Origin of the sequence: Bradyrhizobium arachidis (genome assembly GCF_015291705.1) — a bacterium.
Lineage (GTDB): Bacteria > Pseudomonadota > Alphaproteobacteria > Rhizobiales > Xanthobacteraceae > Bradyrhizobium > Bradyrhizobium arachidis.
In genome coordinates this window covers 5,429,081-5,454,380 of sequence record NZ_CP030050.1, presented here as the reverse complement: position 1 = coordinate 5,454,380, position 25,300 = coordinate 5,429,081, and the positions used below count along the sequence as shown (strand labels likewise).

The 25,300-nt window shown below is 64.2% G+C and carries 27 protein-coding genes; 13 read left to right on the top strand and 14 right to left on the bottom strand.

What is annotated here, in order from left to right; all coding sequences use genetic code 11:
• Positions 1 to 262 precede the first annotated feature (262 nt).
• Both WN72_RS25475 and WN72_RS25470 read right to left on the bottom strand, forming a co-directional pair.
• Positions 263 to 904 carry a DUF962 domain-containing protein gene (locus tag WN72_RS25475; protein ID WP_092214261.1) on the bottom strand — a complete coding sequence of 214 codons (642 nt, stop codon included), beginning with the start codon at positions 902 to 904 and terminating at the stop codon, positions 263 to 265.
• 110 nt (positions 905 to 1,014) lie between these two features.
• Positions 1,015 to 2,163 carry a tetratricopeptide repeat protein gene (locus WN72_RS25470; RefSeq protein ID WP_035731220.1) on the bottom strand — a complete coding sequence of 383 codons (1,149 nt, stop codon included), beginning with the start codon at positions 2,161 to 2,163 and terminating at the stop codon, positions 1,015 to 1,017.
• 125 nt (positions 2,164 to 2,288) lie between these two features.
• Between WN72_RS25470 and WN72_RS25465 the strand changes: the two genes are divergently transcribed.
• The 3 genes from WN72_RS25465 (at position 2,289) to WN72_RS25455 (ending at position 4,177) form a co-directional block, all read left to right on the top strand.
• The gene (locus WN72_RS25465) at positions 2,289 to 3,236 is read left to right on the top strand and encodes a hypothetical protein (protein WP_092214263.1); all 948 of its coding nucleotides are present in this window, start codon (positions 2,289 to 2,291) and stop codon (positions 3,234 to 3,236) included.
• 157 nt (positions 3,237 to 3,393) lie between these two features.
• On the top strand, positions 3,394 to 3,825 hold the full coding sequence (locus tag WN72_RS25460; RefSeq protein ID WP_027559209.1) for a MerR family transcriptional regulator: 432 nt from the start codon (positions 3,394 to 3,396) through the stop codon (positions 3,823 to 3,825).
• On the top strand, positions 3,758 to 4,177 hold the full coding sequence (locus WN72_RS25455) for a carboxymuconolactone decarboxylase family protein (RefSeq protein ID WP_092214265.1): 420 nt from the start codon (positions 3,758 to 3,760) through the stop codon (positions 4,175 to 4,177). Before WN72_RS25460 ends, WN72_RS25455 begins: the two co-directional genes overlap by 68 nt.
• Positions 4,178 to 4,298: 121 nt before the next feature.
• Here the strand turns inward: WN72_RS25455 and rimO are convergent, their stop codons facing one another.
• Positions 4,299 to 5,618 carry a 30S ribosomal protein S12 methylthiotransferase RimO gene (gene rimO, locus WN72_RS25450; RefSeq protein ID WP_027559207.1) on the bottom strand — a complete coding sequence of 440 codons (1,320 nt, stop codon included), beginning with the start codon at positions 5,616 to 5,618 and terminating at the stop codon, positions 4,299 to 4,301.
• A gap of 209 nt (positions 5,619 to 5,827) precedes the next feature.
• Here rimO and WN72_RS25445 point away from each other — a divergent pair, with 209 nt between their 5' ends.
• The 7 genes from WN72_RS25445 to WN72_RS25415 all read left to right on the top strand — a co-directional run bounded on the left by WN72_RS25445 (position 5,828) and on the right by WN72_RS25415 (position 13,317).
• On the top strand, positions 5,828 to 6,391 hold the full coding sequence (locus tag WN72_RS25445) for a hypothetical protein (RefSeq protein WP_027559206.1): 564 nt from the start codon (positions 5,828 to 5,830) through the stop codon (positions 6,389 to 6,391).
• Positions 6,392 to 6,716: 325 nt separating this feature from the next.
• Positions 6,717 to 6,974 (top strand): hypothetical protein, encoded by a 258-nt coding sequence (locus tag WN72_RS25440; RefSeq protein WP_028146280.1) that lies wholly within the window; start codon positions 6,717 to 6,719, stop codon positions 6,972 to 6,974.
• 378 nt (positions 6,975 to 7,352) lie between these two features.
• Positions 7,353 to 7,943 carry an ANTAR domain-containing response regulator gene (locus WN72_RS25435; RefSeq protein WP_092214266.1) on the top strand — a complete coding sequence of 197 codons (591 nt, stop codon included), beginning with the start codon at positions 7,353 to 7,355 and terminating at the stop codon, positions 7,941 to 7,943.
• Positions 7,940 to 9,103: a CmpA/NrtA family ABC transporter substrate-binding protein gene (locus WN72_RS25430; protein WP_092214269.1), complete on the top strand. Its 1,164-nt coding sequence runs from the start codon at positions 7,940 to 7,942 to the stop codon at positions 9,101 to 9,103. The genes WN72_RS25435 and WN72_RS25430 overlap by 4 nt, the downstream gene beginning before the upstream one ends.
• A gap of 336 nt (positions 9,104 to 9,439) precedes the next feature.
• Positions 9,440 to 11,224: a NirA family protein gene (locus WN72_RS25425; RefSeq protein WP_167380709.1), complete on the top strand. Its 1,785-nt coding sequence runs from the start codon at positions 9,440 to 9,442 to the stop codon at positions 11,222 to 11,224.
• The gene (locus WN72_RS25420) at positions 11,221 to 12,828 is read left to right on the top strand and encodes a sulfite reductase subunit alpha (RefSeq protein WP_092214273.1); all 1,608 of its coding nucleotides are present in this window, start codon (positions 11,221 to 11,223) and stop codon (positions 12,826 to 12,828) included. The genes WN72_RS25425 and WN72_RS25420 overlap by 4 nt, the downstream gene beginning before the upstream one ends.
• 336 nt (positions 12,829 to 13,164) lie before the next feature.
• Entirely contained in the window at positions 13,165 to 13,317 is a 153-nt protein-coding gene (locus tag WN72_RS25415) for a hypothetical protein (RefSeq protein ID WP_035729731.1), read from the top strand.
• Positions 13,318 to 13,425: 108 nt separating this feature from the next.
• Here the strand turns inward: WN72_RS25415 and WN72_RS25410 are convergent, their stop codons facing one another.
• The 3 genes from WN72_RS25410 to pxpB are packed head-to-tail and all read right to left on the bottom strand — an operon-like array spanning position 13,426 to position 15,989.
• Complete coding sequence (locus WN72_RS25410) at positions 13,426 to 14,196, bottom strand: LamB/YcsF family protein (protein ID WP_027559201.1); 771 nt, start codon at positions 14,194 to 14,196, stop codon at positions 13,426 to 13,428.
• Between the two features lie 27 nt (positions 14,197 to 14,223).
• On the bottom strand, positions 14,224 to 15,261 hold the full coding sequence (locus WN72_RS25405; RefSeq protein WP_092214279.1) for a 5-oxoprolinase subunit C family protein: 1,038 nt from the start codon (positions 15,259 to 15,261) through the stop codon (positions 14,224 to 14,226).
• Positions 15,258 to 15,989 carry a 5-oxoprolinase subunit PxpB gene (pxpB, locus tag WN72_RS25400; protein ID WP_092214281.1) on the bottom strand — a complete coding sequence of 244 codons (732 nt, stop codon included), beginning with the start codon at positions 15,987 to 15,989 and terminating at the stop codon, positions 15,258 to 15,260. The genes WN72_RS25405 and pxpB overlap by 4 nt, the downstream gene beginning before the upstream one ends.
• A gap of 257 nt (positions 15,990 to 16,246) precedes the next feature.
• Here pxpB and WN72_RS25395 point away from each other — a divergent pair, with 257 nt between their 5' ends.
• Entirely contained in the window at positions 16,247 to 16,945 is a 699-nt protein-coding gene (locus WN72_RS25395; protein WP_027536148.1) for a ribonuclease activity regulator RraA, read from the top strand.
• Between the two features lie 23 nt (positions 16,946 to 16,968).
• On the top strand, positions 16,969 to 17,373 hold the full coding sequence (locus WN72_RS25390) for a (R)-mandelonitrile lyase (protein ID WP_027559198.1): 405 nt from the start codon (positions 16,969 to 16,971) through the stop codon (positions 17,371 to 17,373).
• A 75-nt stretch (positions 17,374 to 17,448) separates the two neighbouring features.
• On the opposite strand, the gene WN72_RS25385 is transcribed toward WN72_RS25390, so the two are convergent.
• The 3 genes from WN72_RS25385 to WN72_RS25375 form a co-directional block, all read right to left on the bottom strand.
• Positions 17,449 to 17,805: a hypothetical protein gene (locus WN72_RS25385; protein ID WP_167380710.1), complete on the bottom strand. Its 357-nt coding sequence runs from the start codon at positions 17,803 to 17,805 to the stop codon at positions 17,449 to 17,451.
• A 176-nt stretch (positions 17,806 to 17,981) separates the two neighbouring features.
• Complete coding sequence (locus tag WN72_RS25380) at positions 17,982 to 18,860, bottom strand: DUF2147 domain-containing protein (RefSeq protein ID WP_167380711.1); 879 nt, start codon at positions 18,858 to 18,860, stop codon at positions 17,982 to 17,984.
• A 218-nt stretch (positions 18,861 to 19,078) separates the two neighbouring features.
• The gene (locus tag WN72_RS25375) at positions 19,079 to 19,861 is read right to left on the bottom strand and encodes a transporter substrate-binding domain-containing protein (RefSeq protein WP_027559195.1); all 783 of its coding nucleotides are present in this window, start codon (positions 19,859 to 19,861) and stop codon (positions 19,079 to 19,081) included.
• A 114-nt stretch (positions 19,862 to 19,975) separates the two neighbouring features.
• On the opposite strand from WN72_RS25375, the gene WN72_RS25370 reads away from it, so the two are divergent.
• Complete coding sequence (locus WN72_RS25370) at positions 19,976 to 20,473, top strand: DUF1993 domain-containing protein (RefSeq protein WP_167380724.1); 498 nt, start codon at positions 19,976 to 19,978, stop codon at positions 20,471 to 20,473.
• Between the two features lie 69 nt (positions 20,474 to 20,542).
• Here the strand turns inward: WN72_RS25370 and WN72_RS25365 are convergent, their stop codons facing one another.
• The 5 genes from WN72_RS25365 to WN72_RS25345 all read right to left on the bottom strand — a co-directional run bounded on the left by WN72_RS25365 (position 20,543) and on the right by WN72_RS25345 (position 25,278).
• Entirely contained in the window at positions 20,543 to 21,040 is a 498-nt protein-coding gene (locus WN72_RS25365) for a hypothetical protein (RefSeq protein WP_027559193.1), read from the bottom strand.
• Between the two features lie 257 nt (positions 21,041 to 21,297).
• Positions 21,298 to 22,287 (bottom strand): hydroxyacid dehydrogenase, encoded by a 990-nt coding sequence (locus WN72_RS25360; protein WP_092214287.1) that lies wholly within the window; start codon positions 22,285 to 22,287, stop codon positions 21,298 to 21,300.
• A 34-nt stretch (positions 22,288 to 22,321) separates the two neighbouring features.
• Positions 22,322 to 23,422, bottom strand: coding sequence for an ABC transporter ATP-binding protein (locus WN72_RS25355; protein ID WP_027559191.1), 1,101 nt, complete (start codon positions 23,420 to 23,422; stop codon positions 22,322 to 22,324).
• A 6-nt stretch (positions 23,423 to 23,428) separates the two neighbouring features.
• Positions 23,429 to 24,340 (bottom strand): carbohydrate ABC transporter permease, encoded by a 912-nt coding sequence (locus tag WN72_RS25350; protein WP_027559190.1) that lies wholly within the window; start codon positions 24,338 to 24,340, stop codon positions 23,429 to 23,431.
• Positions 24,340 to 25,278 (bottom strand): carbohydrate ABC transporter permease, encoded by a 939-nt coding sequence (locus WN72_RS25345; protein ID WP_027559189.1) that lies wholly within the window; start codon positions 25,276 to 25,278, stop codon positions 24,340 to 24,342. The genes WN72_RS25350 and WN72_RS25345 overlap by 1 nt, the downstream gene beginning before the upstream one ends.
• Positions 25,279 to 25,300 lie beyond the last annotated feature (22 nt).

Below are 25,300 nucleotides of genomic sequence, written 5' to 3'. Positions count from 1 at the left end.
CTCCTCTGGAGGCGGGTGAAAAAGGGGCGCAAAAAGCAGAAAGGCCGCACCTTGCGGGTGCGGCCTTCGAAAACTCGGCTGAATTTTAGTGGTTCAGCGGCGTCGTCGGACAAGGCGCACCCTCTCATCGTCGCGGAAGCGACGACGGAGCATTTCGGTGCGCTGATGGGTCCGAGCGTTGATCATGGGGCGCGTCCGTACAGCCGAATGGCAGGGCTTGTCAAGCGGCTCGTTTGCGCGATGCTCACCGAGCGTGCATCGATCAGGCCGAATGCGCAGCTTCCTCGGTGTCCTCGTCGTCCCAGTCCGCATCCGCAATCGAGGTGTCGATCAGCTCGCCGCGCATCAGCTTGAGCGGCGATGACCAGTACAGCGCGATGTTGTGGAAGGGATCGGTCAGCACCTTGAACACCCAGACCAGCCCGGTCGCGACGTTGCGCGTCGCGAACAGCTGGAGCATGCGGGCAAGTCCGCCACTGATGCCGATCGCAAGCCAGAGCGCGCCGACATGGCGGATGAAGTCGAGCCGGCCGGCGGGAAGATCGAACAGCCCGAACAGCGTCGGATAGAAATGCAGCACAACCGGCGCGCTGCCCCAGACGAGGAGCAAGATGATCTTGCGGGTCTGGTTGTAGCCGACCTTGACCGCTTCCTTGTATTCGTTGCTGACGTCGTTGACGGCGTCATAGCCGTTCGGCTCGAAGAAGAAATGCCCGATCTGCCGCGTCAGCATCGCGAGCCAGCCGACCAGTCCTGCGAGCGCGGGATCCCTGAACAGCAGCGCATAGCAGCCGAGAAAGATGATTGCACTGACGAGATGCAGCGTCTGGTTGACGGTGCTCTGGTGGTAGAAGCGATAATCGTCGAAGCGCTGCGTGCGCAGCATGTGTGAGAGACGGCTCATCAAAGATCCTCGCTCGCGTTGAAGGCGCGGGCAGAGTTAGGACGAGTCCGTGACCCCTGCGTGAATGCATTATAGTATCACATTGCTCCCGCGCGTACGACACGAGAGAATTACTCGACACCGTAATGCGCGAACGCATCGGCGATGCCGGCATTGATCGCTTTCGCTGCCGCGATGTCGCGCTCGCCGCCTTCGTTGTCGCCCTTCTTACGCTTCGCAAGCCCGCGGCCATAGAGTGAACTGTCGAACTGCGGCTTTGCGTTCAGCGCTGCGTCATAGTCGGCAATCGCCGCGTCGAGATTGCCGAGCTTGAGATGGGTGAGGGCGCGGCTGTCGAGCGTGTCAGGGTCGTTGGGCTCCATCCGCAGCGACTGCTCGCAATCGGCAAGCGCCTCCTGCAAACGTCCGACGATCGCGCGCGTCATGCAGCGCGAATTGAACACGCCGGAATAGCTCGGATTGGCCTTGATCGCGCGGTCGTAGTCCTCCAGCGCCAGCGCGTAATCATGCGTATCGAAATACATGCTCGCGCGCGCATAGTAGTCGAGGTCGTTGTTCGGAGAGAGCCGCAGCGACCTGTCGAAATCGGCCAGCGCGCGGGCGCGGTCGCCCTTGTCGCGGAAGACGCGCGCACGGTTGCCATAGGCCGGGCCATAAGTCGGATCGAGCTTGATCGACCTGTCGAAATCGGCGAGGGCACGATCGGCCTCGCCGTGGTCACGCAGAGCGGTACCGCGGTTGAAATAGGCGAGGGCGAATTTCGGATCGAGCTTGATCGCCTGATTGTAGTCGGCGAGTGCATGCTCGTAGTCGTCCTTGCCGCTGTAGGAATTGCCGCGGTTGTTGTAATAGAGGGCGTCACTGGGATCGAGCCGGATCGCGCTGGTATAGTCGGCGATGGCATGGTCGCGATCGCCGAGATCGTCATAGGCGATGCCGCGATTGTACCAGGCGATGGCGTCCTTTGGATCGAGATCGATGGCGCGATTGAGGTCGGCCAATGCCCGCTCGGCCTCGCCCTTGCGGCGGAACGTCTCGCCGCGGTTGGCCAGCGCCCGTGCATGGGAAGGGTTGGTCTTGAGCACGGCCGAGCAGCCGGCGAGGCGCTGGTCGTCGCTGACCTCGTCGGTGCCGAAGCACCATTGCCGGGCCTGCGCCGGCGATGGGGATTGTGCGGCGGCCGGAAGCGCAAGCAGGATCAATGCGGTGCCGATCGTCCACAGCGCGGTCAGGGTAGCGGTCTTGCGATTGCATGTCATTTGATTGCCGAGCAGAAACAAACGGGCCTCTAGCGCGTTTGTGATCGAGGGACGCGAATTGGTTCGAACCGGACGTGCGACGGAACCGACCAAGAGGGGCGGGACCAACCAGACAGTTTTCAGCCTTGTCCGACACGCCTTACCCGATCGACCTCGAGAGCATTCGCGGCGCGTTCCCGCCGGGCATCGACGCGTTGCCGCTGCTGGTCGAATTCGCGGGCTGGCTGCAGGGGCGTCCCTGGGGCAGCGTCGGCTGCTTCTCCCTGCAAGGCCAGTTCTCCGATCATGCGCCGATCATCGACGGCAGTCCCTTGCGCGACAGGTTCTCGCTGTTCATGCGGCTGCCGGACGGCTCGGCCGTCGGCGGCTGGTATGGCGCGGGCCTCGATCGGGACAACCCGCCGATCGTGGGGCTGGGATCGGAGGGCGATTACGAGCTGCTGGCGCCGAGCCTCGATGCGCTGCTGGCAAAGCTGACGTCGCAGCAGTTCGACAAGGCCTGGAGCGACCTGTTGCCGCGCAACGAGGTCGAGCCCCAGACGGTCGAGCTTGCGCGCTGGCTCGCCGAGCGGCCGGCTGGCGAGCCTGTAGCGGCTGATGATGGGCCTTCCGAATTGCCTGATTTCCGCGGCTTTGTCGAAAAATGGAGCCGCGACCGCGAGGACTATTGGGCCAATCACCGTCTGATGGCCGAGCTCGGCTGGCGGCTCGCCGCGCATCTGCCCAAGGGCAAGAACCCCTGGGACAAGACCCATTTCGAGGTCGCGATCGTCGGCAAGCAATACGAGGCGCGCGTCCTGTCGCGCGGGCCGCAGCCGTTCGAGGAGGCCGCCTCGATCGAATCCCTGCTGCGGGATCTGCGCGAAGAGATGCGTCGCGCCCAGCCCGAGCTCGGGCTGTGGTACGCGATGAAATTCGGCCTCTATGCCGACGGCCGTGTCATGCCGAATTTCGAATACGACGTGCGGCCGACAATAGACGGCGAGCCCGCGAAGCTGTCCGAAGCCCAGGCCGATCTCGTCCGCGCACCGCGCCCGGAGCGCTGGGTGCCGAAATGGCTGGCGGCATCCTGAAGCTCGGCATCCCGCGATGCTGCCGCTCGGCCAGCCCGCCGAAATCTTCTGCTGTCGTGCCATCTTGACCTCGCGGGAACGGCACCTTCGATCCCCCTTGACTTAGAGCGCGCTCGAAGGGGTATCTGTACGTGCGTCAGTACGAGAACGGGCACACATGAAGATCGGCGACCTCGCAAAACGAACCGGCTTGTCGACCCACACGCTGCGTTATTATGAGCGCATCGGGCTGCTGCCATACGCAGACCGGGATCGTTCCGGCCAGCGTGACTTTGACGCATCGATCCTGACATGGATCACATTCATCGGTCGGCTCAAGACCACGGGAATGCCGATCCGGGACATGTTGCGTTATGCGGCGCTTCGTGATGAAGGCGAAGCTACCGGGCAAGCCCGGCGGCAGATGCTGGAAATCCACCGGGAACAGGTTCGCACGCAGATTGCCGAACTCCAGGAATGCCTGCTCGTCCTTGATACCAAGATCGCCGGCTATGCCGGCGACGAACAGAGGACGAAGGAAAATGACGCACGCCCAATCACCAGCCGAAAGCCGCTTCGATCGCGGCCAGCGGGCCCTGTCACGCATTGACGGCAGAGCCGGCGAAAAAGTCGTCGCCTCACTCGCCGACATCGCTCCGGATTTCGCACGATACGTGATCGAGTTTCCCTTCGGCGACATTTACAGCCGCCCGGACCTCGGCCTGCGCGATCGGGAGATCGCGACGATCGCCGCGCTGACGGCGCTCGGAAATGCCGCGCCTCAGCTCAAAGTGCATATCGAGGCGGGTCTGAACGTCGGGCTCTCTCGCGACGAGATCGTGGAGATCATCATGCAGATGGCCGTCTATGCGGGCTTCCCGGCGGCGGTGAACGGGCTGTTCGCAGCGAAGGAGGCGTTTTCGGCTCACGACGGACGGCAGGTGTCGGGAGAAGCGACATGACCCGATTCCAGGTCGTCATGCCCGGGCTTGTCCCGGGCATCCACGTTCTCCGTACCGTGCGTCAAGGCGTGGATGGCCGGGACAAGCCCCGCCATGACGCTGTGGGAGCGTCAGTGCGCCGTCAGAACCCCGCGACGCTGCCGTGCAGATCGTATTGGTCGGCGCGCTCGATCTTCGCCGTGACGATCTCGCCGACGCGCAACGGGCGGCGGCTCGACAGGTACACCGCGCCGTCGATCTCCGGCGCATCGGCTTTCGAGCGGCCCTTCGCAACCGTCGGGCCGACCTCGTCGATGATGATCTGCTGGCGCGTGCCGACCTTGCGCTTGAGCCTGCGCGCCGAGATCTTCTGCTGGCGGGCCATCAGCGCGTTGTAGCGCTCCTGCTTGACCTCTTCCGGCACCGGGTTTTCGATCGCGTTCGACGTCGCGCCCGCGACCGGCTCGTATTTGAAGCAGCCGACGCGGTCGATCTCGGCTTCATCGAGCCAGTCGAGCAGGTAGGCGAAGTCGGCATCGGTCTCGCCGGGGAAGCCGACGATGAAGGTCGAACGCAACGCGAGATCGGGGCATTCCTCGCGCCAGCGCTTGATGCGCGCCAGCGTCTTGTCCTGCGCCGCCGGGCGCTTCATCGCCTTCAGCACCTCGGGGCTCGCATGCTGGAACGGGATGTCGAGATAGGGCAGCACCTTGCCCTCGTTCATCAGCGCGATGACCTCGTCGACATGCGGGTAGGGGTAGACATATTGCAGCCGGACCCAGGCGCCGAGCTCGCCGAGCTCGCGCGCGAGGTCGAGGAATTTGGCGCGGACCTGGCGATCCTTCCACGGGCTCTCGGCATATTTGAGATCGACACCATAGGCCGAGGTGTCCTGCGAGATCACCAGGAGCTCCTTGACGCCGGCGCCGACCAGGCGCTCGGCCTCGCGCAGCACGTCATTGGCCGGGCGCGAGACGAGGTCGCCGCGCAGCTTCGGGATGATGCAGAAGGTGCAGCGGTTGTTGCAGCCCTCGGAGATCTTCAAATAGGCGTAGTGCCGCGGTGTCAGCTTGATGCCCTGCGGCGGCACCAGGTCGAGATGCGGATTGTGAGCCGGCGGCAGCGCGCGGTGCACGGCATCGAGCACGCTCTCATATTGCTGCGGGCCGGTGATGGAGAGCACGCCGGGATAGGCCTGCTCGATCGCTTCCGGCTCGGCGCCCATGCAACCTGTTACGATCACTTTGCCGTTCTCGGCCATGGCCTCGCCGATCGCCGAGAGCGATTCCTGCTTGGCGCTATCGAGGAAGCCACAAGTGTTGACGATGACGATGTCGGCCCCGTCATGCTTGCGGGCGAGCTCGTATCCCTCCGCGCGCAGACGCGTGATGATGCGCTCGGAATCCACCAGTGCCTTGGGACACCCGAGTGACGTGAATGAAATGCGGGGCGCTCTGTCCATGGTATCGCCTGGAGCCTAGATCTGAATTGTCCGGATTTAGCGATCCAACTAATTGAACCGATGGCGAAATTCAATAACTAACCTATGCGGCGCGATGCTAAAGCAGCCGGTTCCGATCGCGTGAGTGGAGGAGCCGAGATGAATTGCTCCAACGTGCACGTTTTAGTTGTTATTTTCTTTCTTGCTTGATTCCACGGAGCTAAACTGCGATGCGCCGTTTCATCTTCGGCATGGCTTTCGTTACCGCTGCCTGCGGCGCGATGTTTCCGGTACGGGCTGAAGTCGACAAGATCATCCATGTCTGCGATCGGCAAGAACGAGTGTGTCCGGAATTCAGGCCACGCGTGAAGGCACCCGACGGGTGGACGAGGGACGAGGCCGCGAGTCTCAAGTACGGCGCCTCGATGTTCGTGCCCAACGGGAAGACGTTCGGCAAAGCCGAAGTGATCATCTATGCCGAAGGCCGCTACAACAAGGATCGGACCGAATTGGTTCAATGGGTCGCAACAAGCGACAGGGATTGGGCGACGACATCCGGCGAGAATGCCAAGATCACCACGCTTCCCTCGGTGAGCCCCAAGATCGTTATCAACCGGTATGACAATCCGTCCCTGAAGGACCAGCCGATCGAAGTGATCGCGCATTACGCCGATCTCGACAAGGACGGCAATTCCTACATCGTGCGGCTAGCGGTCTCCGGCCTCAACGAGACGGCGGTGATGGCTGCCGTGCCACTTCTCGACAAGATGATCGTTGGCGCCAAGATTCCGTGATACGCGGCGCTCCGTCCATGTGGTCGCCCGGAGCCTGCATCTGAATTGTTCGGATATGCGAACTAACTAATTGCTCCGATGCCGAAATTCAATGACTAACGCGCGCATTGCGATACTCAAGTCATGCTCGCGCATAGAGAAATGCGGCAATCAGTGGACGGACTGAAGGTTCCCGATTGGGAGAAGCTTCGATCACTTCGTTGGCGCGCCGATCGCCGAAGCGTGATTGCGCCACCCCTGCGCGAGGGGAGTGCCAACGCATAGCTGTCGGTCATGTCAATGGACAGCGCGCGCATGGGTTGCGCACCAATAACAAGAGGAAAGCATGACCAGCTTCAAAGTTTTGGGCGCCACGCTCGTTCTTTCCGCGCTCCTTGCGACGCCCGCCTCGGCATGGCAGTCGGCCTCGGAGCCCGCCGCGGCCGCAGCCGCGGACCCGACCTTCTCCATCTATTCGAACGATAACCGCGGATATTCTGCGTACGGGATGGTCTCGCCGGCGCCGCTCGGCGACGCGACGGGACTGCATAGGTTGGTACGGCCGCATCCCCGAAATCACACGGCCCGCGTCAGGCGCTACTGAACACCGACTTCGAATCGCCAGCCTTCCTGATTGAGGGCCAAGGCACGACGTGCATCGGCCGATGCCTCGTCGTGATCTCCGACGAATACGAGCGATCGACTGCGTAGAGACTTTGACTGGGATTGATCGCCAGGACCGAGAGACGTCGACAGCCGTCTTCGCGCGGAATTTTTCTTTTCGTGGCGAGCCGCTCGAAAAGCTTACATTTGTTGTCTCAGGGGCACCAGAGCGACACGAAGCTGGCCTTGGGCGCAGCCGTCTAATCCATATCTGATCTGCCTGATTGACAGGCCTCGGCTAGTCCCAATTGCCCATAATTACAACCCTTTGCATGGGCGTCCGGCATGCTATGGATGAATCGCCTGCCGTGAGTGAGCCATGAGCGCCGAACAGTCGCCTAAAATCGTGATTGTCGACGAAAGCCCGATCCGGGCTGCGATCCTCGAGGAAGGGTTGCGGGAGGCCGGATTCACGCAAGTGGTCCATATCCGCGAGATGCAGAGCCTGCTGGCCCGTATTTATGCGGTGGACCCCGAAATCATCCTGATCGATCTGGAAAACCCCAGCCGCGACGTGCTGGAGGCGATGTTCCAGGTCAGCCGCGCCGTGAAGCGGCCGATCGCGATGTTCGTGGACCAGAGCGATTCAGCCTCGATCCAGGCCTCGGTCGAGGCGGGGGTTTCCGCCTACATCGTCGACGGGCTCAAGAAGGAGCGCATCAAGCCGATCCTCGACCTCTGCGTGTCCCGCTTCAACGCCTTCGCAAAACTCCAGGAGGAGCTGGAGCGCACCAAGTCGCAGCTCGAGGACCGCAAGATCATCGAGAAGGCCAAGGGCATCCTGATGAAGGTGAAGGGGCTCACCGAGGACGAGGCCTATGTGCTGCTGCGCTCCACCGCGATGCGTGAGAAGAAGAAAATCGGCGAGATCGCCCAGTCGATCATCACCGCGTCGGAGATGCTGAAATGACCGCTCCCCTCCGCATCGGGTTCATCCCGCTGGTCGATGCCGCAGCCCTGATCGTCGCCGTCGATAAGGGCTTTGCCGCCGCCGAGGGCCTCGAGGTCGAGCTCGTGCGCGAGGTGTCCTGGTCCAACGTCCGCGACAAGCTCAATATCGGCTTGTTCGACGCCGCGCATCTGCTCGCGCCGGTGGCGATCGCGTCCTCGCTCGGGCTCGGCCACGTCAAGGTGCCGATCGCCGCGCCCTTCAATCTCGGCGTCAACGGCAATGCGATCACGGTCTCGCCGACGCTCCACGCCGCGCTGATGGAGGAGATCGACGGCGACCGCTTCGATCCGCTCGCAACCGCCAAGGCGCTGGCGAAGGTCGTCACCAAGCGGCGCAAGGCAGGGGCCGATCCGCTGACCTTCGGCATGACCTTCCCGTTCTCGACCCACAATTACCAGCTGCGGTTCTGGATGGCCGCTGCCGGCGTCGATCCCGATGAGGACGTGCGCCTGGTCGTGCTGCCGCCGCCCTTCATGGTCGACAGCCTCAGGAATGGCCATGTCGATGCGTTCTGCGTCGGCGCGCCCTGGAATTCGATCGCGGTCGATCTCGGCATCGGCCACATCCTGCATTTCTCCTCCGACATCCTCGCGCGCGCTGCGGAGAAGGTGCTGGCGCTTCGGCAGGTCTGGGCCGACAAGCATCCGGACGTGGTGGCAGCACTTGTCCGCGCGGCGGTGAAGGCGGCCGCGTTCATCGAGGAGCCGGCGAACCTGACTGAGGCGGCGCAGATCCTGGCACAGCCCGAACGGATCGGCGTCGATGTCGAGGTGATCCGGCGAACCCTGGTGGGACGCCTGAAGATTTCACCCGACGGCACCTTCCGCGAGAGCGGCCGCTACCTGCTGGTCGGACGTGAAGGGGCAGGGCGCCCGGATCCGGTCCAGGCCGCCTGGCTCTATGCGCAGATGGTGCGCTGGGGGCAGACGGCGCTGACACCGGATGGCGTCAAGACGGCGATGGCGGTGTTCAGGCCCGACCTGTACGATGCCGCCGTCGGGCGCCGGCCGCCCGATGAAGCCCCCGCAGGGCTCGGTGCCTTCGCCGGCCCGGTGTTCGATCCCGGCAACATTCTGGGGCACCTGAAGGCCTTCGACGTGGGTCGTTGGAAGGCCTGATTCGACGCTGCCTATCTTTTGGGCAATTGTTCTCATCGACCAAATTTTAGGCCGACTGCTCGAATTTCGTGAGAGGTTCGAGGCCGGTACCTTTGCGGACGCTTCCGTAATTCTTTGAAATCGCGCGAGTTTCCAATTCATTGAAGCTGGCACGCAACTTGTATGTTGCAGTGCGGCCAGCTTGTCACAGGTGCCTGCTGAGCCGAGTCCCGCAGCAACGAAGCTGATCGGACCGTTGGGCAGCAAAGCCGGCTCCAGGGCCAGCCGCGTGCCTCGCGGGTCGCGCCAATGTCCGTCGATGCCACCGAGGTGGCCGCAGGAGCTTCGTACCCGATCATGAAACTCGATACCGTCTCAGTCGACTTCACCGACGAGCAGAAGCGCTATCTCGAAGGTTTTACGACCGGCCTCCAGATCAGCCGCGTCGGTCGCGGTCTAGGTGGTGGCGGCGCCGGCAAGGCGAACGCCGAGCCTGTCGGCCCCGATGCCGTGCACATCAAGGCGCAGGACAAGGTGATCGCGTCGGGCAAGAAGCTCGCCGATCAGGAGAAGTTCAAGCGCGACGAGCATCCCTTCGATGCCTATCCGCGGCTGCGCCAACAGGCGCTCGACAATACCCCGCCGAGCCCGGCGGATAATTTCCGCTGGCGCTATTACGGCATCTTCTATGTCGCGCCGACGCAGGACTCCTACATGAGCCGCCTGCGCATCCCGAACGGCATCATGAAGCATTGGCAGCTGTCAGGCCTTGCCGATCTCGCCGATGAGCTCTGCGGGCCCTACAGCCACGTCACGACGCGCGCCAATCTCCAGCTTCGCGAGATTCCGCCGAAGCACGCGATCAAGCTGATCGAGGGCGTCCAGGACCTCGGCCTGTGCTCGCGCGGCTCCGGCGCCGACAACATCCGCAACGTGACGGGAACGCCGACCGCCGGCATCGATCCGCATGAAATCATCGACACGCGGCCCTATGCGCGCGAGTGGCACTATCACATCCTGAACGATCGCTCGCTCTATGGCCTGCCGCGCAAGTTCAACGTCGCCTTCGACGGCGCCGGCAGGATCGCGGTGCTGGAAGAGACCAACGACATCGCCTTCACCGCCTATGAGGTGAAGGACGGTTTTGGCGTCGAGCCCGGCGTCTGGTTTCGTCTGGGCCTCGGCGGCATCACCGGCCACAAGGATTTTGCGAAGTACTCAGGCATCATCGTCAAGCCGGAGCAGGCGACCGCGGTCGCGGATGCCATCGTGCGCGTCTTCATCGACCATGGTGATCGCACCAACCGCAACAAGGCGCGGCTGAAATACGTGCTCGACGCCATGGGCCATGACGGCTTCCTCAAGCTGGTCGAGGAGCGGCTGAAGACGCCTTTCGCGCGGGTGCCGGAGGAGGCATTTGCGCCGCGACCTGCCGCGGACCGCATGGCCCATGTCGGCGTGCACAAGCAGAAGCAGGATGGCCTCAACTGGATCGGCGTGTCGCTGACGCTGGGCAAGCTCAGCTGCGACCAGATGCGGGGCCTCGCAAAAGTTTCGCGGGATCTCGGCGACGGCGAGATCCGCCTGACGGTCTGGCAGAACCTCTTGATCTCGGGCGTGCGCGACGAGAATGTCGATCTCGCCATCGCCGCGATCAAGCAGATCGGGCTCGCGGTCGAGGCCTCGCATATCAAGGCCGGCCTGATCGCCTGCACTGGCAATGCCGGCTGCCGCTTCGCGGCGTCCAACACCAAGCGCAATGCCGCCGAGATCGGCGACTGGTGCGAACCTCGCGTCGCGATGGACAAGCCGGTCAACATCCACGTCACCGGTTGCCACCATTCCTGCGCGCAGCATTATATCAGCGACATTGGCCTGATCGGGGCGCGCGTGCCTGTGAATGAGGAGGACACGGTCGAGGGCTATCACCTCTTCACCGGCGGCGGGTTCGGTCCCGATGCCGATGTCGGGCAGGAGGTCTATCACGACCTCAAGGCCGAGGACGCGCCGAAGACGGTCGAGGGGCTACTCAAGGCCTATCTTGCCCATCGCTCTTCCCCTGATGAAACCTTCCTCTCCTTCGCGCGCCGCCATGACGGCGAGACGCTGCGCAAGCTTGCCGATGCACAGGTGTCCGCATGAACCAGATCACGCCTCCGCCGAAACTCGACATCATCCCGGCCAGCGCGCCGTTCTCCGACGCGCAGCGCTCCTGGCTGAACGGCTTCTTTGCCGGGCTGCTGTCGCCTGACGTCGCAACCCCGCTGTCGGCGGAGCAGGGTGCGGCCGTCATGCAAAGCGGTGACGGCGACGACGGCGAAGCGCCATGGCATGACCAGACCATGCCGATCGGCGATCGCATGAAGCTCGCCGAGGGCCGTCCCGTGCGTCGCAAGATGATGGCGGCGATGGCGCAGCAGGATTGCGGCCAGTGCGGCTACAATTGCCACGACTATTCGGAAGCGATCGCGAGCCGCAGCGAAGCGCGGCTCAATCTCTGCGTCCCCGGCGGCAAGGAAACCGCACGGATGCTGAAGTCGCTGTACGAGGAGCTGGACAAGGTCCCCGCGGCGAAAGCGCCCGAGAAGGCGGACACGGTGGCCGCGCCCGCCGTGACCGTGACCATCGCCGAGCCCGGCCGCTCGCGCGACAATCCGACCGAAGCGACCTTCCTGTCGCGCCGCCTCCTCAACAAGGGGAAGTCGGAGAAGGAGACCTATCACGTCGAGTTCGATCTCTCCGCGAGCAAGCTCGACTACGTGGTCGGTGACAGCTTCGGCGTGTTCGCGCGCAACGATGTCGGCCTCGTCGACCAGATCATCGCGCTGCTCGGCGCCTCCCACACCACCAAGGTCAACGGCAAGACGCTGCGTGAAGTGCTGATCGACGACGTCTCGCTGTCGCCGGCGCCGGACTCGCTGTTCGAGCTGATCTCCTTCATCACCGGCGGCGCCCAGCGCGAGAAGGCGCGGGCGCTGGCGCAGGGCGAGGACCCCGATGGCGATGCCGCGACGCTCGACGTCATGGCGGCGCTGCAAAAATTCTCCGGCACGAGGCCGCATCCGGAGGCCTTCATCGAGGCGCTGGAGCCGCTCCAGCCGCGGCTCTATTCGATCTCGTCCTCGCACAATGCGACGCCGGGAAAACTGTCGCTAACGGTCGATTCCGTGCGCTACGTCATCGGCAAGCGCAAGCGCGTCGGCGTGGCCTCGACCTTCCTCGGCGAGCGCATCACCGACGGCGAGAAGCTCAAGGTCTATGTGCAGAAGGCGCATGCCTTCGGCCTGCCGCAGGATCCGAAGACACCCGTGATCATGATCGGCCCGGGTACCGGCATCGCGCCGTTCCGCGCCTTCCTGCTCGATCGCAAGGCGACCGGCGCTCCCGGCAAGAACTGGTTGTTCTTCGGCCATCAGCGCAGCGATTGCGATTTCTTCTACCAGGAAGAGCTCAACGCGATGAAGACCTCGGGGCTGCTGACGCGCATGTCGCTGGCCTGGTCGCGCGACGGCGAGAAGAAGTTCTACGTGCAGGATCGCATGCGCGAGGTCGGCCGCGAGCTGTGGACCTGGCTTGCCGAAGGCGCGCACCTCTACATCTGCGGCGATGCCAAGCGCATGGCCAAGGACGTCGAGCGCGCGCTGGTCGATATCGTCGCCCAGTTCGGCGCACGTTCGACCGATGAGGCCGTCAGTTTCGTCGCCGAGCTCAAGAAGACCGGCCGCTTCCAGGCTGACGTGTACTAGATACAGCTCGGTCAAGACGAGGAAACTCGTTTCGATTTTGCTCGGTGCTGTAGGGGTGGGCAAAGGCGCGCCCTTCGCGCGTCGTGCCCACCATCCCTAAGTGGTGGGCACGCTTCGCTTTGCCCACCCTACGAGAGCTGTCATCCCAGCGTCATCCAGCGGGTTCCAACTGGCTTGGATCTTAACGAATAAGATTCTCGGAACCCGCAGCTCAAAAGAATTTGCGCCTGCGATAGGGCGCTTTCAGAGAAGGCGCATCGCTATTTCCGCCGCCGTCTTGCCTCCCGCCAGGGTTGATCCTTCATACTCTCACAAATGGGGCGTTGGAGATCGACCATGCGCGAACTATCGGCGGAAGCCAGGCTGCACTTCTACGCGCGCTCGCTCTCGCGTCGGAGCGGTGCGAGCATGCATCATGTTGCGCTCTACAGCGCGTTTGCCGTCATCGCCGCGATCGTGTTCGGCACGCTGTCGGTGCATCCGTTCTAGATTGTCATTCCGGGGCGGCGAAGCCGAACCCGGAATCTCGAGATTCTCGGGTGCGCAATTGCGCACCGTCGTCTGATGCTTCGCATCATCCCGGAATGACGACGACCCTCACGCCCCGCGTTTGAACGGCGCGACCTCGATCCCCGCTTCCTTCAACGCCTGACGAAGCCCGCGCGCGATGTCGACGGCGCCATGCGTATCGCCGTGGATGCAGACCGTGTCCGTCCGCATCTTGATGACCTTGCCCGTCACCGACACCACCGCGCCGTCCTGCACCATGCGCACCACGCGGTCGGCGATCAGTTTCGCATCGTGCAGCACGGCGCCGGGCTTCTTGCGCGAGACGAGGTTGCCGTCGTCCTCATAGGCGCGGTCGGCGAACACCTCGTGCACCAGCGGCAAATTGGCGTCCTCGCCGGCCTTCACCAGTTTCGAATTGGCGAGCACGACGAAGATCAGACTGGGGTCGACCGCCCTGATGCCGGCGGCAATCGCCTTGGCTGTCATGTCGTCCTCGCAGGCGACGTTGGAGAGCGCGCCGTGCGCCTTCACATGCGTGACCTTGTGGCCGGCCGCGGTCGCGATCGCCTGCAGCGCACCGATCTGATAGGCGACGAGGTTCTCGATCTCGGAGGCCTTCAGGCCCGCGATCGGATGCCGGCCAAAGCCGTGCAGATCGCGATATCCAGGATGCGCACCGACCGAAACACCGCGCGCCTTCGCCAGCTCAACCGTTCGCCGCATGATGTCGGGGTCGCCGGCATGGAAACCGCAGGCGACGTTGACCGAGCTCGCGAGGTCGATCATGGCGGCGTCGTTGCCCATCTCCCACGCGCCAAAACCTTCGCCGAGGTCGCAATTGAGATCGATCGTCTTCATGGGGTGCTCCTCTGGTCTTCTTGTCGTTTACGGCTCGGCCGTGACCTGCCAAGTCCCGGCATCCACGGCGCTTACCGCGTAGCCCGCGACATTAGCATCGCTGAGCGCCTCGATGTTGAGCGCGATGGTGTCGGAGGAGCGCAGCCGATCCGGAAGGTTGCGGATCAATTGCGCAAACTTGCGCGCCTCGTCCTGCGCCTCGGCCATGGTGACCTCACGGAAGCGGAACGCGGTTCCAGCGGAGGTCTGCGCGAGGCGGCCGACATCGGCCGTGATCACGGTTGCGATCTTCGGATAGCCGCCCGACGTGCCCCGATCCATCATCAGCGCGATCGGCGCGCCGTTGCCGGGCACCTGGATGCTGCCGTTGACGGTGCCGTCGGAGACGATGTTGTGACCGTGCAGATGTTTGATGGCGGGACCTTCGAGCCGGTAGCCCATGCGGTCCGAGGTCGCCGAGATCTTCCACTCGCTATCCAGAAACAACGCCTTGTTGGCGTCGTCGAACTCGTCGTCCTGCGGGCCCAGCAGGACGCGGATCGGACCTCTCGCAGGCTTCGGCAACTCGATGCGCAATTCGGGCGCGCCACTCGCGGCATCGACCGTGAACTCGTCGCCGGCCTGGAGCGGGCGCGGGTAGGGGCTGCCGAGCCCGGCGCGGGCATTCACCGCAAGGCTGCCGAACACCTGCTCGCCTTTGATCGCGCCTTCGATCGCGAGGTAGGTGAACGCGCCGCCGCGGGCAAAGCCGAGCGTCAGCGTCTCGCCGTCCTTCAGCGTCACCGACGTATCCATCGCGACCGGCTTCCCGCCGATGTCGGCATTGCGCGGCGCGCCTGATATGGCGACGCGCACGGCGCCGTCCTTGGCGGTGAACGTGGCGCCGAACGGGCCGATCTCGACGGCGGCTGCAAACGGATCATTGCCGACCAGGGTGTTCGCCGCTGCCAGCGACAGACGGTCCATGGCGCCGCTGACCGTCAGGCCATAGCGCTGCGCGCCGTGGCGGCCGCCGTCCTGGACGGAGCTTGCGGGACCGATACTGGCGACGACGAGCCGGCTCATGCGTCCACCCGCTCGGCGACGATCTCGCCGGCCTCGGCGGCGCGGTCCAGCTCCTCGAACGTCTTGTGGTCGATGGCGAAAAACGTCACGCGATCACCGGGTTCGGTCAGGAAGGTCGGATTCCGGTGGAGCTGATAGGTTCGCACAGGCGTGCGGCCGAGCAGGTGCCAGCCGCTGGGCGCGGCCAGGCACTGGATGCCGGCCTGGATGCCGCCGATCGAGATCGTGCCGGCCGGCGTCAGCACCCGCGGCGACTGCCGTCGCGACATGTGCAGGGATTTGTCGAGGCCGCTGAGATAGGACCAGCCTGGCGTGAAGCCGATCATCGCAACCTTGTAGTCGCCGCCGGCGTGCCGGGCGACGATGTCGTCGGGCGTGGTGTTCAGCGCTTTCGCGACATCCTCGAGGTCGATGCCATGCTCGCCGCCATAGGCGACCGGAATGCGCCAGCGCCGCGCCTTGGTGGCGGGCGGCAGCGGCTGGGTGGCGATCGGCAGGATCTTTTCGCCGAGTGCGTCGAAGCCGATCTTGCCGGGATCGTAATGCACCAGCAGCGAGCGATAGGTCGGCACGGTCTCGGTGATGCCGTCGATGGGGCTTGCTGCGAGCGCCTTGTCGAGCGCCAGCACGCGCTGGTTGGCGTCGTCGTCGATGGTGCGGCTGAACTCGACCGTGACGGCGCTGTCGCCACTGGGCAGAAGGCGGGGCGGGGGAAGCGTCGCGGCCATGAGCTGTCGAAGAGCTGTCGAAATCGGGCTTCTGAGAGAACGCGGGCTCGCCCTTGAGTTCCGCGTCTCCCTGCTTCGCGTAAATGCGCCCGCAAGTCCAATAAATTAATGCAAGGGGAGGCGATAAAGCCTTGTTATCGCATCGCATAACGGCCCTGCCGCCCTGCATTCTTGTGGGTCTTTTGGCCCTTGACGGAAACCGCGCACCTCGCAAGATGCGCGCGTTCTTTCCCGCACCTCGGAGCTCGTTCTCGTCCATGTCGCTGTCCCCCGAAGCCCGCAAGACCCTCGCCGGCATCACCACTGCCACCATCACCACGGTCCTGCTGAAGAAGGGCCTGCGCAATGTGTGGATGCGCGGCGCGCGTCCGCTGCGCCCGGGCCTGCCGCGCCTGGTCGGACCGGCCTTCACGCTGCGCTTCGTGCCGGCGCGCGAGGATCTGGCGACGCCGGAATCCTGGTCCTCGCCGATCTCGACCCGCACCGCGATCGAGGCGATGCCCGAGGGCTGCATCGCCGTGGTCGACGCCATGGGCATCACCGATGCCGGCATCTTCGGCGACATCCTCTGCGCCCGCATGATGAAGCGTGGCGTCACCGCGCTCGTCACCGACGGCGTCGTACGTGACGTCGAGGGCGTGCTCGGCACCAATTTGCCGGTGTGGTGCGACGGCTATGCCGCGCCGCCGTCGGTTGCGGGCCTGACCTTCGTCGGCTGGGGCGAGCCGATCGGCTGCGGCGGCGTCGCCGTGTTCCCGAACGACATCGTGGTCGCCGACCAGGACGGCTGCGTGCTGATCCCGCAGGCGATGCTCGAGCATGTGCTCAACGAGGGCGTCGAGCAGGAACGGATGGAAGCCTGGATCGTCAACGAGGTGAACAACGGCGCCGTGCTGCCAGGCCTCTACCCCATGAACGCCGAAACCAAGGCGCGCTACGCCGCCAGCAAAAAGTAACGGATTAGGAAACGAGGTACCCCATGGAGATTCACGTCGCAGGCACGCGGCCAACCCGCCGCGCGCCCAAGGAAAACTTCACCGGCACCGTGTGGCAGGACCCTGTGATCATGACGCCGGAGCCGGCGCACCTGAACTGCTCGCGCGTCTCGTTCGAGCCCGGCGCGCGCACCAACTGGCATCACCATCCGCTCGGGCAGACGCTCTACGTGATCTCCGGCGTTGGCCGCATCCAAGCCAAGGGCGGCCCGATCCGCGAGATCCGCCCCGGTGACACCATCTGGATCCCGCCCGGTGAGCTGCACTGGCACGGCGCGTCGCCGACCAACGGCATGTGCCACATCGCCATGCAGGAAGCGCTCGACGGCAAGTTCTCGACCTGGCTTCATCCGGTGACGGACGAGGAATACGGCGCGCCGCTCGGCTAGCTCTCCGCTTTCTGCAAAATTCTGTGTCCCGGATCAGCGGTGCAGCGTTGCCGCATCGCGTCCGGGACACACGACCTACATCCGCTCGGCAGTCCATGTTCCGGTGCACATGGCGCCGCGCCAGGTGCCGGAGCCGGACGTGCCGTTGAGGCGGCCGAAGCCGACCGCGCGCTTGATGCCGGTGCTCAAGGTGACATTGATGCTGCCGGCTTCCGCCACGCGGCCCGAGGCCGTCACCGCCGCGCTGCTCGAGGCGATCTGGCCGTTGCTGATGCCGATCGCGACCGTCGCGCCGTTGCCGCAGGTCTCGCTCGAGGACGAGATACGGACATTCCACGTGCCGTCGAAGGTGGAGCCGGCCGCATCGGCCTGCGCGAGCGGGAACGCGATGGCGACAATGCTGACGAAGAGACCTCTGCGAAATCCGTTCATGACACGCCCCTTGGGGTTGACCATGCGCCGACCGTCGCATGGCGGCGCAACCGGCGATGTGAGGGCTGTCACGTGTGCGAGATGCTGTGTGAGCTGCCGCACTTCGCAGTGATGCGGCGGAAAAAGCAAAGGGCCCTTGCGGGCCCTTTGTCTCCGTCAGAACGTCTGGCTCGAATTCAGTTCACCCGCGTCCAGGTCTGGCCGCCGCAGAACATGCCGCCGAAGGCGCAGCCCTGCACGCGCAGGCGGTCGGTGCCCTTCATTGCGATCGTTGAATCGTAGGTCGAGCCGGAGTTGGGATCGAGGATTCGCCCGGACCATTTCTGGTCCTTGCCGGGCTTCATGTTGATCAGGACCTGCTCGCCGTTCTGGTTCGATTTTGAATCGACCGAGTAGCCGCAGAGATTGTTGCCGCATTGCTCGATGCGGACCTTACCTTCCTTCTCCTCGGTGAGCCAGACGCCGAGCGGCGAATTGAGATCGCGCGCGGGCGCTGCTGCGGGAGCCGGCGGGGCGACGGCGGCCGACTGAGTGGGGGCGGGCGCTGGAGCTGGCGGCGGAGGCGGCGCCGGAGGTGCAGCAGCCACGGTCGGGGCCGGCGGCGATGCCGCGGCCGGAGCGGCCTGCTGCTCGACCGGTGCGCGTGCCGGAGGCGGGGCGGGCGGCGGCAGCACAGCCGTCTCGGCCGGGGCATTGCTGGCGGTCGCTGCCGGAGGGGGAGCAGGTGGGGGCGGCGCGGGCGGCGGTGCTGCGGCCGCCGGCGCAGGTGCTTGCTCTGCGGCGGGCGGCGCTGCGACTGGAGCGGCGGGAGCCGGCGCGGCTGGCGGTTGCGGATCGACCTTGGCCTGCTGCGGCGGCTGCTTGTCTGCGGGCGTCTCGTTCTTCTTGGCCTTCTTGGCCTTGCCCTGGCCGGTATTGTCGTACACGCCGGGGATCTGCACCGTGCCGCGGTCCGGATCGATGCGGATGGTGCGCCCGCCATATTCGAAGGTGTACTGCGCTTGCGCAGTGGTGCTCGCCAAAAGGAATGCGGCCGTGGCCAACAGCTTCCTCATTTCCATCTCCCGAACAGGTGGTCCCGCACCAACGCTTACGCGCCGGCTTCATTCCAAAACGTGATCTAGATCACTGTCTCGGTATGAGTCGTCGTCCCGCTGTTCCGGGTTCAATAGGCCTGGGGCCGGTCCAAAGTTTGGCAGAGGCAGGCGACAGGAGGACGCGGCCTGGAGCGCCGTTCCGCTGGAATCGGAACGGGACTCGAGATCGAAACGCTCTAGTCGAACCAGGCGGCGTAGATCTTCTTGTAGCTGCCGTCTTCCATGGAAATGTGCAGCCACTGGTCGACGAACGCCTTCAGCGCCATGTCGCGCTGGAGCCAGTAGGCCTTCTCGGAGAAGTCGAACGGCTTGTCCGGATGCACCGCGCAAAGCACGCCCGAATGCTGCTTCTGCTGGTAGCGCGTCTCGGATGCGTCCGTCATCATCAGGTCGGCATTGCCCTTGGCGATCTCGTCGAAGATCACGGTGTTGTCGGGGAAGACCGTGATCTCGGCATCCCGAACGTTGGCACGCGCGAAACGCTCATTGGTGCCGCCGGGATTGACGATGACGCGGGTGCCCTTCTTGTCGATGTCGGCAAGCGTCTGGTACTTGCCGACGTCGGCGCAGCGGGTGATCGGCGTCTTGCCCTCGCGCATGATCGGCGTCGAGAAGAAGCCCTTCCTCTGCCGGTCGAGCGTCACCGACACGCCGCCCATGGCGATGTCGAACTGGTCGGCCTCGAAATCCTTCATCAGCTTCGGCCAGGCGGTCGGCACGAACTCGACCTTGACGCCGAGCGCCTTGCCGAGCGCCTCCGCCATGTCGACGTCGAAGCCGGAGAACTGCTGCGTAGCCTTGTCGAGGTAGGTGAACGGCTTGTAGTCGCCGGTCATGCCGACGCGCAACGTGCCGCGCTTGACGATCTCGTCGAGGCGCGAGGGGGCCGCCTGCTGTGCGTGCGCCGAAAGACTTGCCAGCAGGACCACGGCCAGAGCCGTCACTATACGAACGATCATCTCTTTTCCACCCATGCCCGAGCTGTCATTGTGCAGCCCTCGACGTGTGGATTTAGACCAGATGCCAGTTGCTGGCGAGACGGAATTGAAGGGAATCTTGTCGTGACGATCTCGATGTACGAGGCCTCGGTCGGCCTCTTCGTGCCGTATTTGCGCAACCTGTCGGTCCTGCTCGACAAGGGCGTTGCCTATGCCGAGGCGCGCAAGTTCAATCCGGCGGTGCTGCTCGGCATGCGCATGGCGCCGAACATGTACGACCTGGCCCAGCAGGTCGGCGAGGCCTGCCGTCACGCGGTGGTTGCGCCAGCGCTGCTGGCACAGTGCGAGCCGGTGGCGCTGCCGCCGCTCGAGCACGACATGGCCGGCCTTCAGGCCCGCATCGCCACCTCAATCGAATTCATTGAAAGCCTGCCGCGCGCCGAGATCGACGCGGCGGCGGAGCTGAAGGTCTTCTTCCGGCTGAAGAACGGGACCGAGCTGCCCTTCACGGGGCGGACGCTGCTGCTCACCAACAGCGTCCCGCAATTCTTCTTTCACGTCACGACGGCCTACGACCTGCTGCGGCACGCCGGCGTCGAACTCGTGAAGAAGGATTTTTTGGGAAGGAAGTAGCGCCAGGCTCGATGTACACCTCTCCCCGGTCGGGAGAGGTGTGCGGAGGCGTGCGGCCAGAGATGGGCCTTAGGCGTCGCCCTTGCGCTCGAGCTCGGCGAGCGAGCTGCGGCCGGCGATCTCGCTGCGCAGCAGCTCGAAGCGACGGTGCGCCTCGTCCTCGTGCTCGTCGACGAAGCGCACGGCGGCCTCGCTGGTCATCGGGCCGCTGACCACGGGCGCGGACTGTTCGCCGATGGTCTCGTGGACATAGTACTGGCCGTCGTCGCCGCGATGGACCGTCCATTTCAGGCGGATCGCCACCATCGGTCCGGGACCGACCTTGCTGTAGCCGTCGGCATCGGTGTGATCAGGCACCAAGGGCTGCTCGTCGACCACCGGATGCTCGTCGACCGCATGATGTTCGTCAGCATGTTCTTCATGTTCTTCGGCGGCCGGCTGCTCACCGACGACGACCTCGGTCTCGCGGATGATCTCGATTTCGCGGACGATGACGCCCGGTTCGGGGTCCTCCAAGATGCTCGCGATGGTCGCCAGCGCGTGGTCGGTCGGGTCGATCTCTGACAAGGGTCCATCCTCCAGCTCGACGCGGCTGGCAAGTCTGTCCCACTGCCGCCGCGGCCGGATATATTACGCGGGTTCGATTAAGGCTGAGTTGGGGCCCGATCTGCACCAAAATGGGACGCATTCTGGCCTTCCGAAGGCGGGCGGACCATGCATGATCCGGAAAGTGTGCAGCGGTTTCCGAAAAGATCATGCTCAAACAATGAACTAAAGCGCGATGATGATTTATCACGCTTTAGCTGCCCGCCTTCGGATTTGGCTCAGCCCAGCACGTCCTGATTGATGACGTTCTGCCTGATGGGGTCGCCGTCCAGTACGCTCAGGATGTTGCGCGCGGTCTGCTCGCTCATGCGCTGGACCGCCTCGACCGTGACGCCGGCGACATGCGGGGCCATGATGACGTTGGGCAGCGCGAACAGCGCATTGCTGACCGGCGGCGGCTCCACCTCGAACACGTCGATGCCGGCACCGGCGATCTTGCCCGAGACGAGCGCATCATACAGCGCCGCCTCCTTCACGATGCCGCCGCGCGCGGTGTTGATGAGGTAGGATTTCGGCTTCATCCGGCGGATACGCGCCGCATCGAACAGGCCGACGGTCTCGGGCGTCTTCGGGCAGTGGATGCTGACGAAATCGGCGCTCGGCAGCGCGGCGTCGAGGTCGGTGACCGGCTCGCAGCCGGCGGCCTTGATGTCGGCTGCAGGCTTGTAGGGATCGTAGACCTGAACCTTCATTTCCATCGCCAGGCAGCGCTTGGCGGTGCGGCTGCCGATGCGGCCGAAGCCGATGATCAGCACGGTCTTGCCGTAAAGGTCGAACGGCAGCATGCCGAGTCGATCGGCCCATTTGCCGTCCTTGACGCAGGCGTGCATCTCATTGGCGCGCTTGGCCAGCGTCAGCATCATGAACAGCGCCTGTTCGGCGACCGAGGGCGAGTTCGCGCTACCCGCGACCATCAACGGCACCTTGCGGCGGGAGAGGGCGGGCACGTCGACGGCGTCGTAGCCGACGCCGATGCGGGTCACCACCTTCATGTCCCTGGACGCCTCGAGCTCGGTCTCGCCGAAGGCGGTCGCCCCCAGCGCCACGCCATGGACCGGCGCATGGCTCTTCAGCAGGGCCTCGAAATCCTTGGCCGAGATCAGGTTCGAAAACTCGACGAGCTCGATATCGTCCCGCTGGGTGAGAAGGGCACGTGCTCCTTGCGACAAAGTTTGTGTAACGAAAATCTTCTTCTTGTTGGTCGCCATTGCTCCCCGCCTGCTCGCGTTTCTTGAGCCGGCCTCACAACACGACGCCGGTCTCCTCGTTTAGCAGGTGCATATTGTTGAGGTCCATCGCCAAACGCATGGGAGCCCCGTCCGTAGCGCCGGCATTGGGATCGACGCGGCCGCACACGGGCGTGCCGTCGAGGCCGAAATAGACCAGGGTCTCCATGCCCATCGGCTCGGTGACGTCGAGCACGGTGTCGAAGGTCTCGACGCCCGGCCCGAGATGCGCATGCGACTCGGTGAGATGCTCGGGCCGGATGCCGAGCAGCAGCTTGTCGGTGCGCGGCAGCGCGTTGTAGCGCGCGGCGCGGGCCGGCGGCAGCGCGAAGGCAATGCGGTCGGTCAGGCGGAGCTGGAGCGTCCCGCCGGAATCCTCGAGTCGGCACGGGATGAAGTTCATCGCGGGCGAGCCGATGAAGCCGGCGACGAAGCGCGTTGCCGGCTTGTGATAGAGTTCGTTCGGCGTTCCGATCTGCTCGATGCGGCCCTTGTTCATGACCACGACGCGGTCGGCCAAGGTCATCGCCTCGACCTGGTCGTGGGTGACGTAGACCGTCGTCGTGCGCACCTTCTGGTGCACCTTCTTGATCTCGATCCGCATCTGCACGCGCAGCTTCGCATCGAGATTGGACAGCGGCTCGTCGAACAGGAACACCTTCGGATTGCGCACGATGGCGCGGCCCATTGCGACGCGCTGGCGCTGGCCGCCGGAGAGCTGCTTCGGCTTGCGGTCGATCAGATCGGTGATGTCGAGCAGGCGGGCGGCCTCCGTCACCCGAGCCTTGATCTCGGCCTTGGGATAGTGCTTCAGGCGCAGTCCGAACGACATGTTTTCTGCGACCGTCATGTGCGGGTAGAGCGCGTAGTTCTGGAACACCATCGCGATGTCGCGGTCCTTGGGCGGCACGTCGTTGACGACGTCGCCGCCGATCATGATGTCGCCGTCGCTGATGTCCTCGAGCCCTGCGATCATGCGCAGCGTGGTCGACTTGCCGCAGCCGGAGGGGCCGACCAGCACGATGAACTCGTGGTCGGCGATATCAAGGTCGATGCCGCGCACGGCTTCGACGTCGTCGTAACGCTTAACTACTTTCCGCAAAGCAACGTCAGCCATGAGTCATCAACCCTTTGTCGCACCGGCGGTCAGGCCGGCAATGTAGTAGTCCATCAGGAAGGCGTAGATGATCAGCGGCGGCGCGGCGCCCAGCAGCGCACCGGTCATGATCTGTCCCCAGTTGAACACGTCGCCCTTGATCAGCGTCGTGGTGATGCCGACCGGCAGCACGAGCTGATCCACTGAGGTCGTGAACACCAGCGGATAGAGGAACTGCGCCCAGGACACCGTGAAGGCGAAGATGGTCGCCGCGATCAGCCCGGGCAGCGCGACCGGGATGAAGATCCGCGTCAGGGTCTGAAGCCAGGAGGCGCCGTCGATGAGGGCGGCCTCATCGAGCTCCTTCGGGATCGAGGCGAAATAGCCGATCATGATCCAGGTGCAGAACGGCACCGTCAGGGTCGGATAGATGAACAGCAGCACGTACCATCGGTTGAGCAGCGTGATGCCGGTCAGGTCCTGGATCACCCCGAGCATCTTGAACAGCGGAATGAACAGAAGGCTGTCCGGGATCAGGTAGGTGAGGAAGACGCCGGTGGCCAGAGTCGCCGAGCCCCAGAACTTCATCCGCGCCAACGCGAAGGCCGCGGGGATGCTGATCAGCATCGTGATGATCACGACCGTGATCGAGATGATCGACGAGTTCCAGAAGAACCGCAAAAACTGGTTCGAGGTCAGGAGCTCGACATAGTTCGACAGCGTCGGGTGGAACACCCACCACGGGTTGGTTGCCGCCGATATTTCCGCGCTGCTCTTGAGCGAAGTGATCAGCATGTAGATCGGCGGCGTCAGGAAGAAGATCGCGAACAGCACCAGGAAGAAATAGGACCAGCGCAGCGCCCAGGCGCGGTCGCGGCTCATGCTGCCATACTTGACCTTTCGGGAAGGCCCGGCCTTGTCGATTGTGAGCGTGCTCATCAGGCTTCGTTCCCCCGCTTGGTGACATCACGCAGGATGAAGACCGCTGCGACGGCGAGGATCGGCACCATGAACAACGACACGCAGGCGCCGAGCGGAATGTCGCTGCTCTGGATGCCGACCTGGAACGCCCAGGTGGCGAACAGATGCGTCGTATCGAGCGGGCCGCCGGAGGTCAGGATGCGCACGATGTCGAAATTGGCGAAGGTGACGATCAGCGAGAACAGGGTGGTGATGGCGATGATGTTGCGCATCATCGGCAGCGTGACGTACCAGATCCGCTGCCACCAATTGGCGCCGTCGATCGCCGCCGCTTCGTAGAGCTGGTCGGGCACGGATTTCAGCGCCGCCAGATACATGATCAGGAAGAACGGCGCGCCGTACCAGACGTTGACAAGGATGACCGAGAAGCGCGCCCAGAAAGTGTCGCCGAGCCATGGGATCGGCCCGACACCGAAGAATGAGAGCGTGTAGTTGAAGGCGCTGTAGGAGGGGTCGAACAGCCACAGCCAGGCGAGCGTGCTCATCGCCGGCGGGATCACCCAGGGCACCAGCAGCATGCCGCGCCATTTGCGCTGCTTCTTGCCGGGAATGTTGTGGACGAAATGCGCGACGATGAAGCCGATCAGCGCCTTGAAGATCACGGCGGTGATCGCGAAGATGCAGGACTGCTTCACCACCATCCAGAACGTCTCGCGCTTGAACAGGAAGGTGAAGTTGCTAAGGCCGACGAATTTCGTCATCGCCTTGTTCAGCGTCGCCAGATAGAGCGAATAGAAGGCGGGATAGAGCACGAGCAGCGCGATCAGGAGGATCAGCGGCAGCGTCAGGAAGAACGCGACCGTGGATTTTCGGCCCAGCGCGTTGCGCAGGCCCGATCCCTTGCGCGCGCCCGCCGCACGGGCGAGGCGACCTTGCTCAACGACGACATCGGCCATGGCAGAGTCCTTGGGTCAGCTT

Coding starts and splice junctions, on each gene's coding strand:
- WN72_RS25435 (WP_092214266.1), top strand. CDS start 7,353: ATGAGCGCCGAACAGTCGCCTAAAATCGTGATTGTCGACGAAAGCCCG.
- WN72_RS25415 (WP_035729731.1), top strand. CDS start 13,165: ATGCGCGAACTATCGGCGGAAGCCAGGCTGCACTTCTACGCGCGCTCG.
- rimO (WP_027559207.1), bottom strand. CDS start 5,618: ATGGACAGAGCGCCCCGCATTTCATTCACGTCACTCGGGTGTCCCAAG.
- WN72_RS25380 (WP_167380711.1), bottom strand. CDS start 18,860: ATGAGGAAGCTGTTGGCCACGGCCGCATTCCTTTTGGCGAGCACCACT.
- WN72_RS25385 (WP_167380710.1), bottom strand. CDS start 17,805: ATGAACGGATTTCGCAGAGGTCTCTTCGTCAGCATTGTCGCCATCGCG.
- WN72_RS25395 (WP_027536148.1), top strand. CDS start 16,247: ATGTCGCTGTCCCCCGAAGCCCGCAAGACCCTCGCCGGCATCACCACT.
- WN72_RS25360 (WP_092214287.1), bottom strand. CDS start 22,287: ATGGCGACCAACAAGAAGAAGATTTTCGTTACACAAACTTTGTCGCAA.
- WN72_RS25370 (WP_167380724.1), top strand. CDS start 19,976: ATGTACGAGGCCTCGGTCGGCCTCTTCGTGCCGTATTTGCGCAACCTG.
- WN72_RS25345 (WP_027559189.1), bottom strand. CDS start 25,278: ATGGCCGATGTCGTCGTTGAGCAAGGTCGCCTCGCCCGTGCGGCGGGC.
- WN72_RS25440 (WP_028146280.1), top strand. CDS start 6,717: ATGACCAGCTTCAAAGTTTTGGGCGCCACGCTCGTTCTTTCCGCGCTC.
- pxpB (WP_092214281.1), bottom strand. CDS start 15,989: ATGGCCGCGACGCTTCCCCCGCCCCGCCTTCTGCCCAGTGGCGACAGC.
- WN72_RS25430 (WP_092214269.1), top strand. CDS start 7,940: ATGACCGCTCCCCTCCGCATCGGGTTCATCCCGCTGGTCGATGCCGCA.
- WN72_RS25455 (WP_092214265.1), top strand. CDS start 3,758: ATGACGCACGCCCAATCACCAGCCGAAAGCCGCTTCGATCGCGGCCAG.
- WN72_RS25420 (WP_092214273.1), top strand. CDS start 11,221: ATGAACCAGATCACGCCTCCGCCGAAACTCGACATCATCCCGGCCAGC.
- WN72_RS25445 (WP_027559206.1), top strand. CDS start 5,828: ATGCGCCGTTTCATCTTCGGCATGGCTTTCGTTACCGCTGCCTGCGGC.
- WN72_RS25355 (WP_027559191.1), bottom strand. CDS start 23,422: ATGGCTGACGTTGCTTTGCGGAAAGTAGTTAAGCGTTACGACGACGTC.
- WN72_RS25375 (WP_027559195.1), bottom strand. CDS start 19,861: ATGATCGTTCGTATAGTGACGGCTCTGGCCGTGGTCCTGCTGGCAAGT.
- WN72_RS25425 (WP_167380709.1), top strand. CDS start 9,440: ATGAAACTCGATACCGTCTCAGTCGACTTCACCGACGAGCAGAAGCGC.
- WN72_RS25470 (WP_035731220.1), bottom strand. CDS start 2,163: ATGACATGCAATCGCAAGACCGCTACCCTGACCGCGCTGTGGACGATC.
- WN72_RS25350 (WP_027559190.1), bottom strand. CDS start 24,340: ATGAGCACGCTCACAATCGACAAGGCCGGGCCTTCCCGAAAGGTCAAG.
- WN72_RS25410 (WP_027559201.1), bottom strand. CDS start 14,196: ATGAAGACGATCGATCTCAATTGCGACCTCGGCGAAGGTTTTGGCGCG.
- WN72_RS25460 (WP_027559209.1), top strand. CDS start 3,394: ATGAAGATCGGCGACCTCGCAAAACGAACCGGCTTGTCGACCCACACG.
- WN72_RS25390 (WP_027559198.1), top strand. CDS start 16,969: ATGGAGATTCACGTCGCAGGCACGCGGCCAACCCGCCGCGCGCCCAAG.
- WN72_RS25475 (WP_092214261.1), bottom strand. CDS start 904: ATGAGCCGTCTCTCACACATGCTGCGCACGCAGCGCTTCGACGATTAT.
- WN72_RS25405 (WP_092214279.1), bottom strand. CDS start 15,261: ATGAGCCGGCTCGTCGTCGCCAGTATCGGTCCCGCAAGCTCCGTCCAG.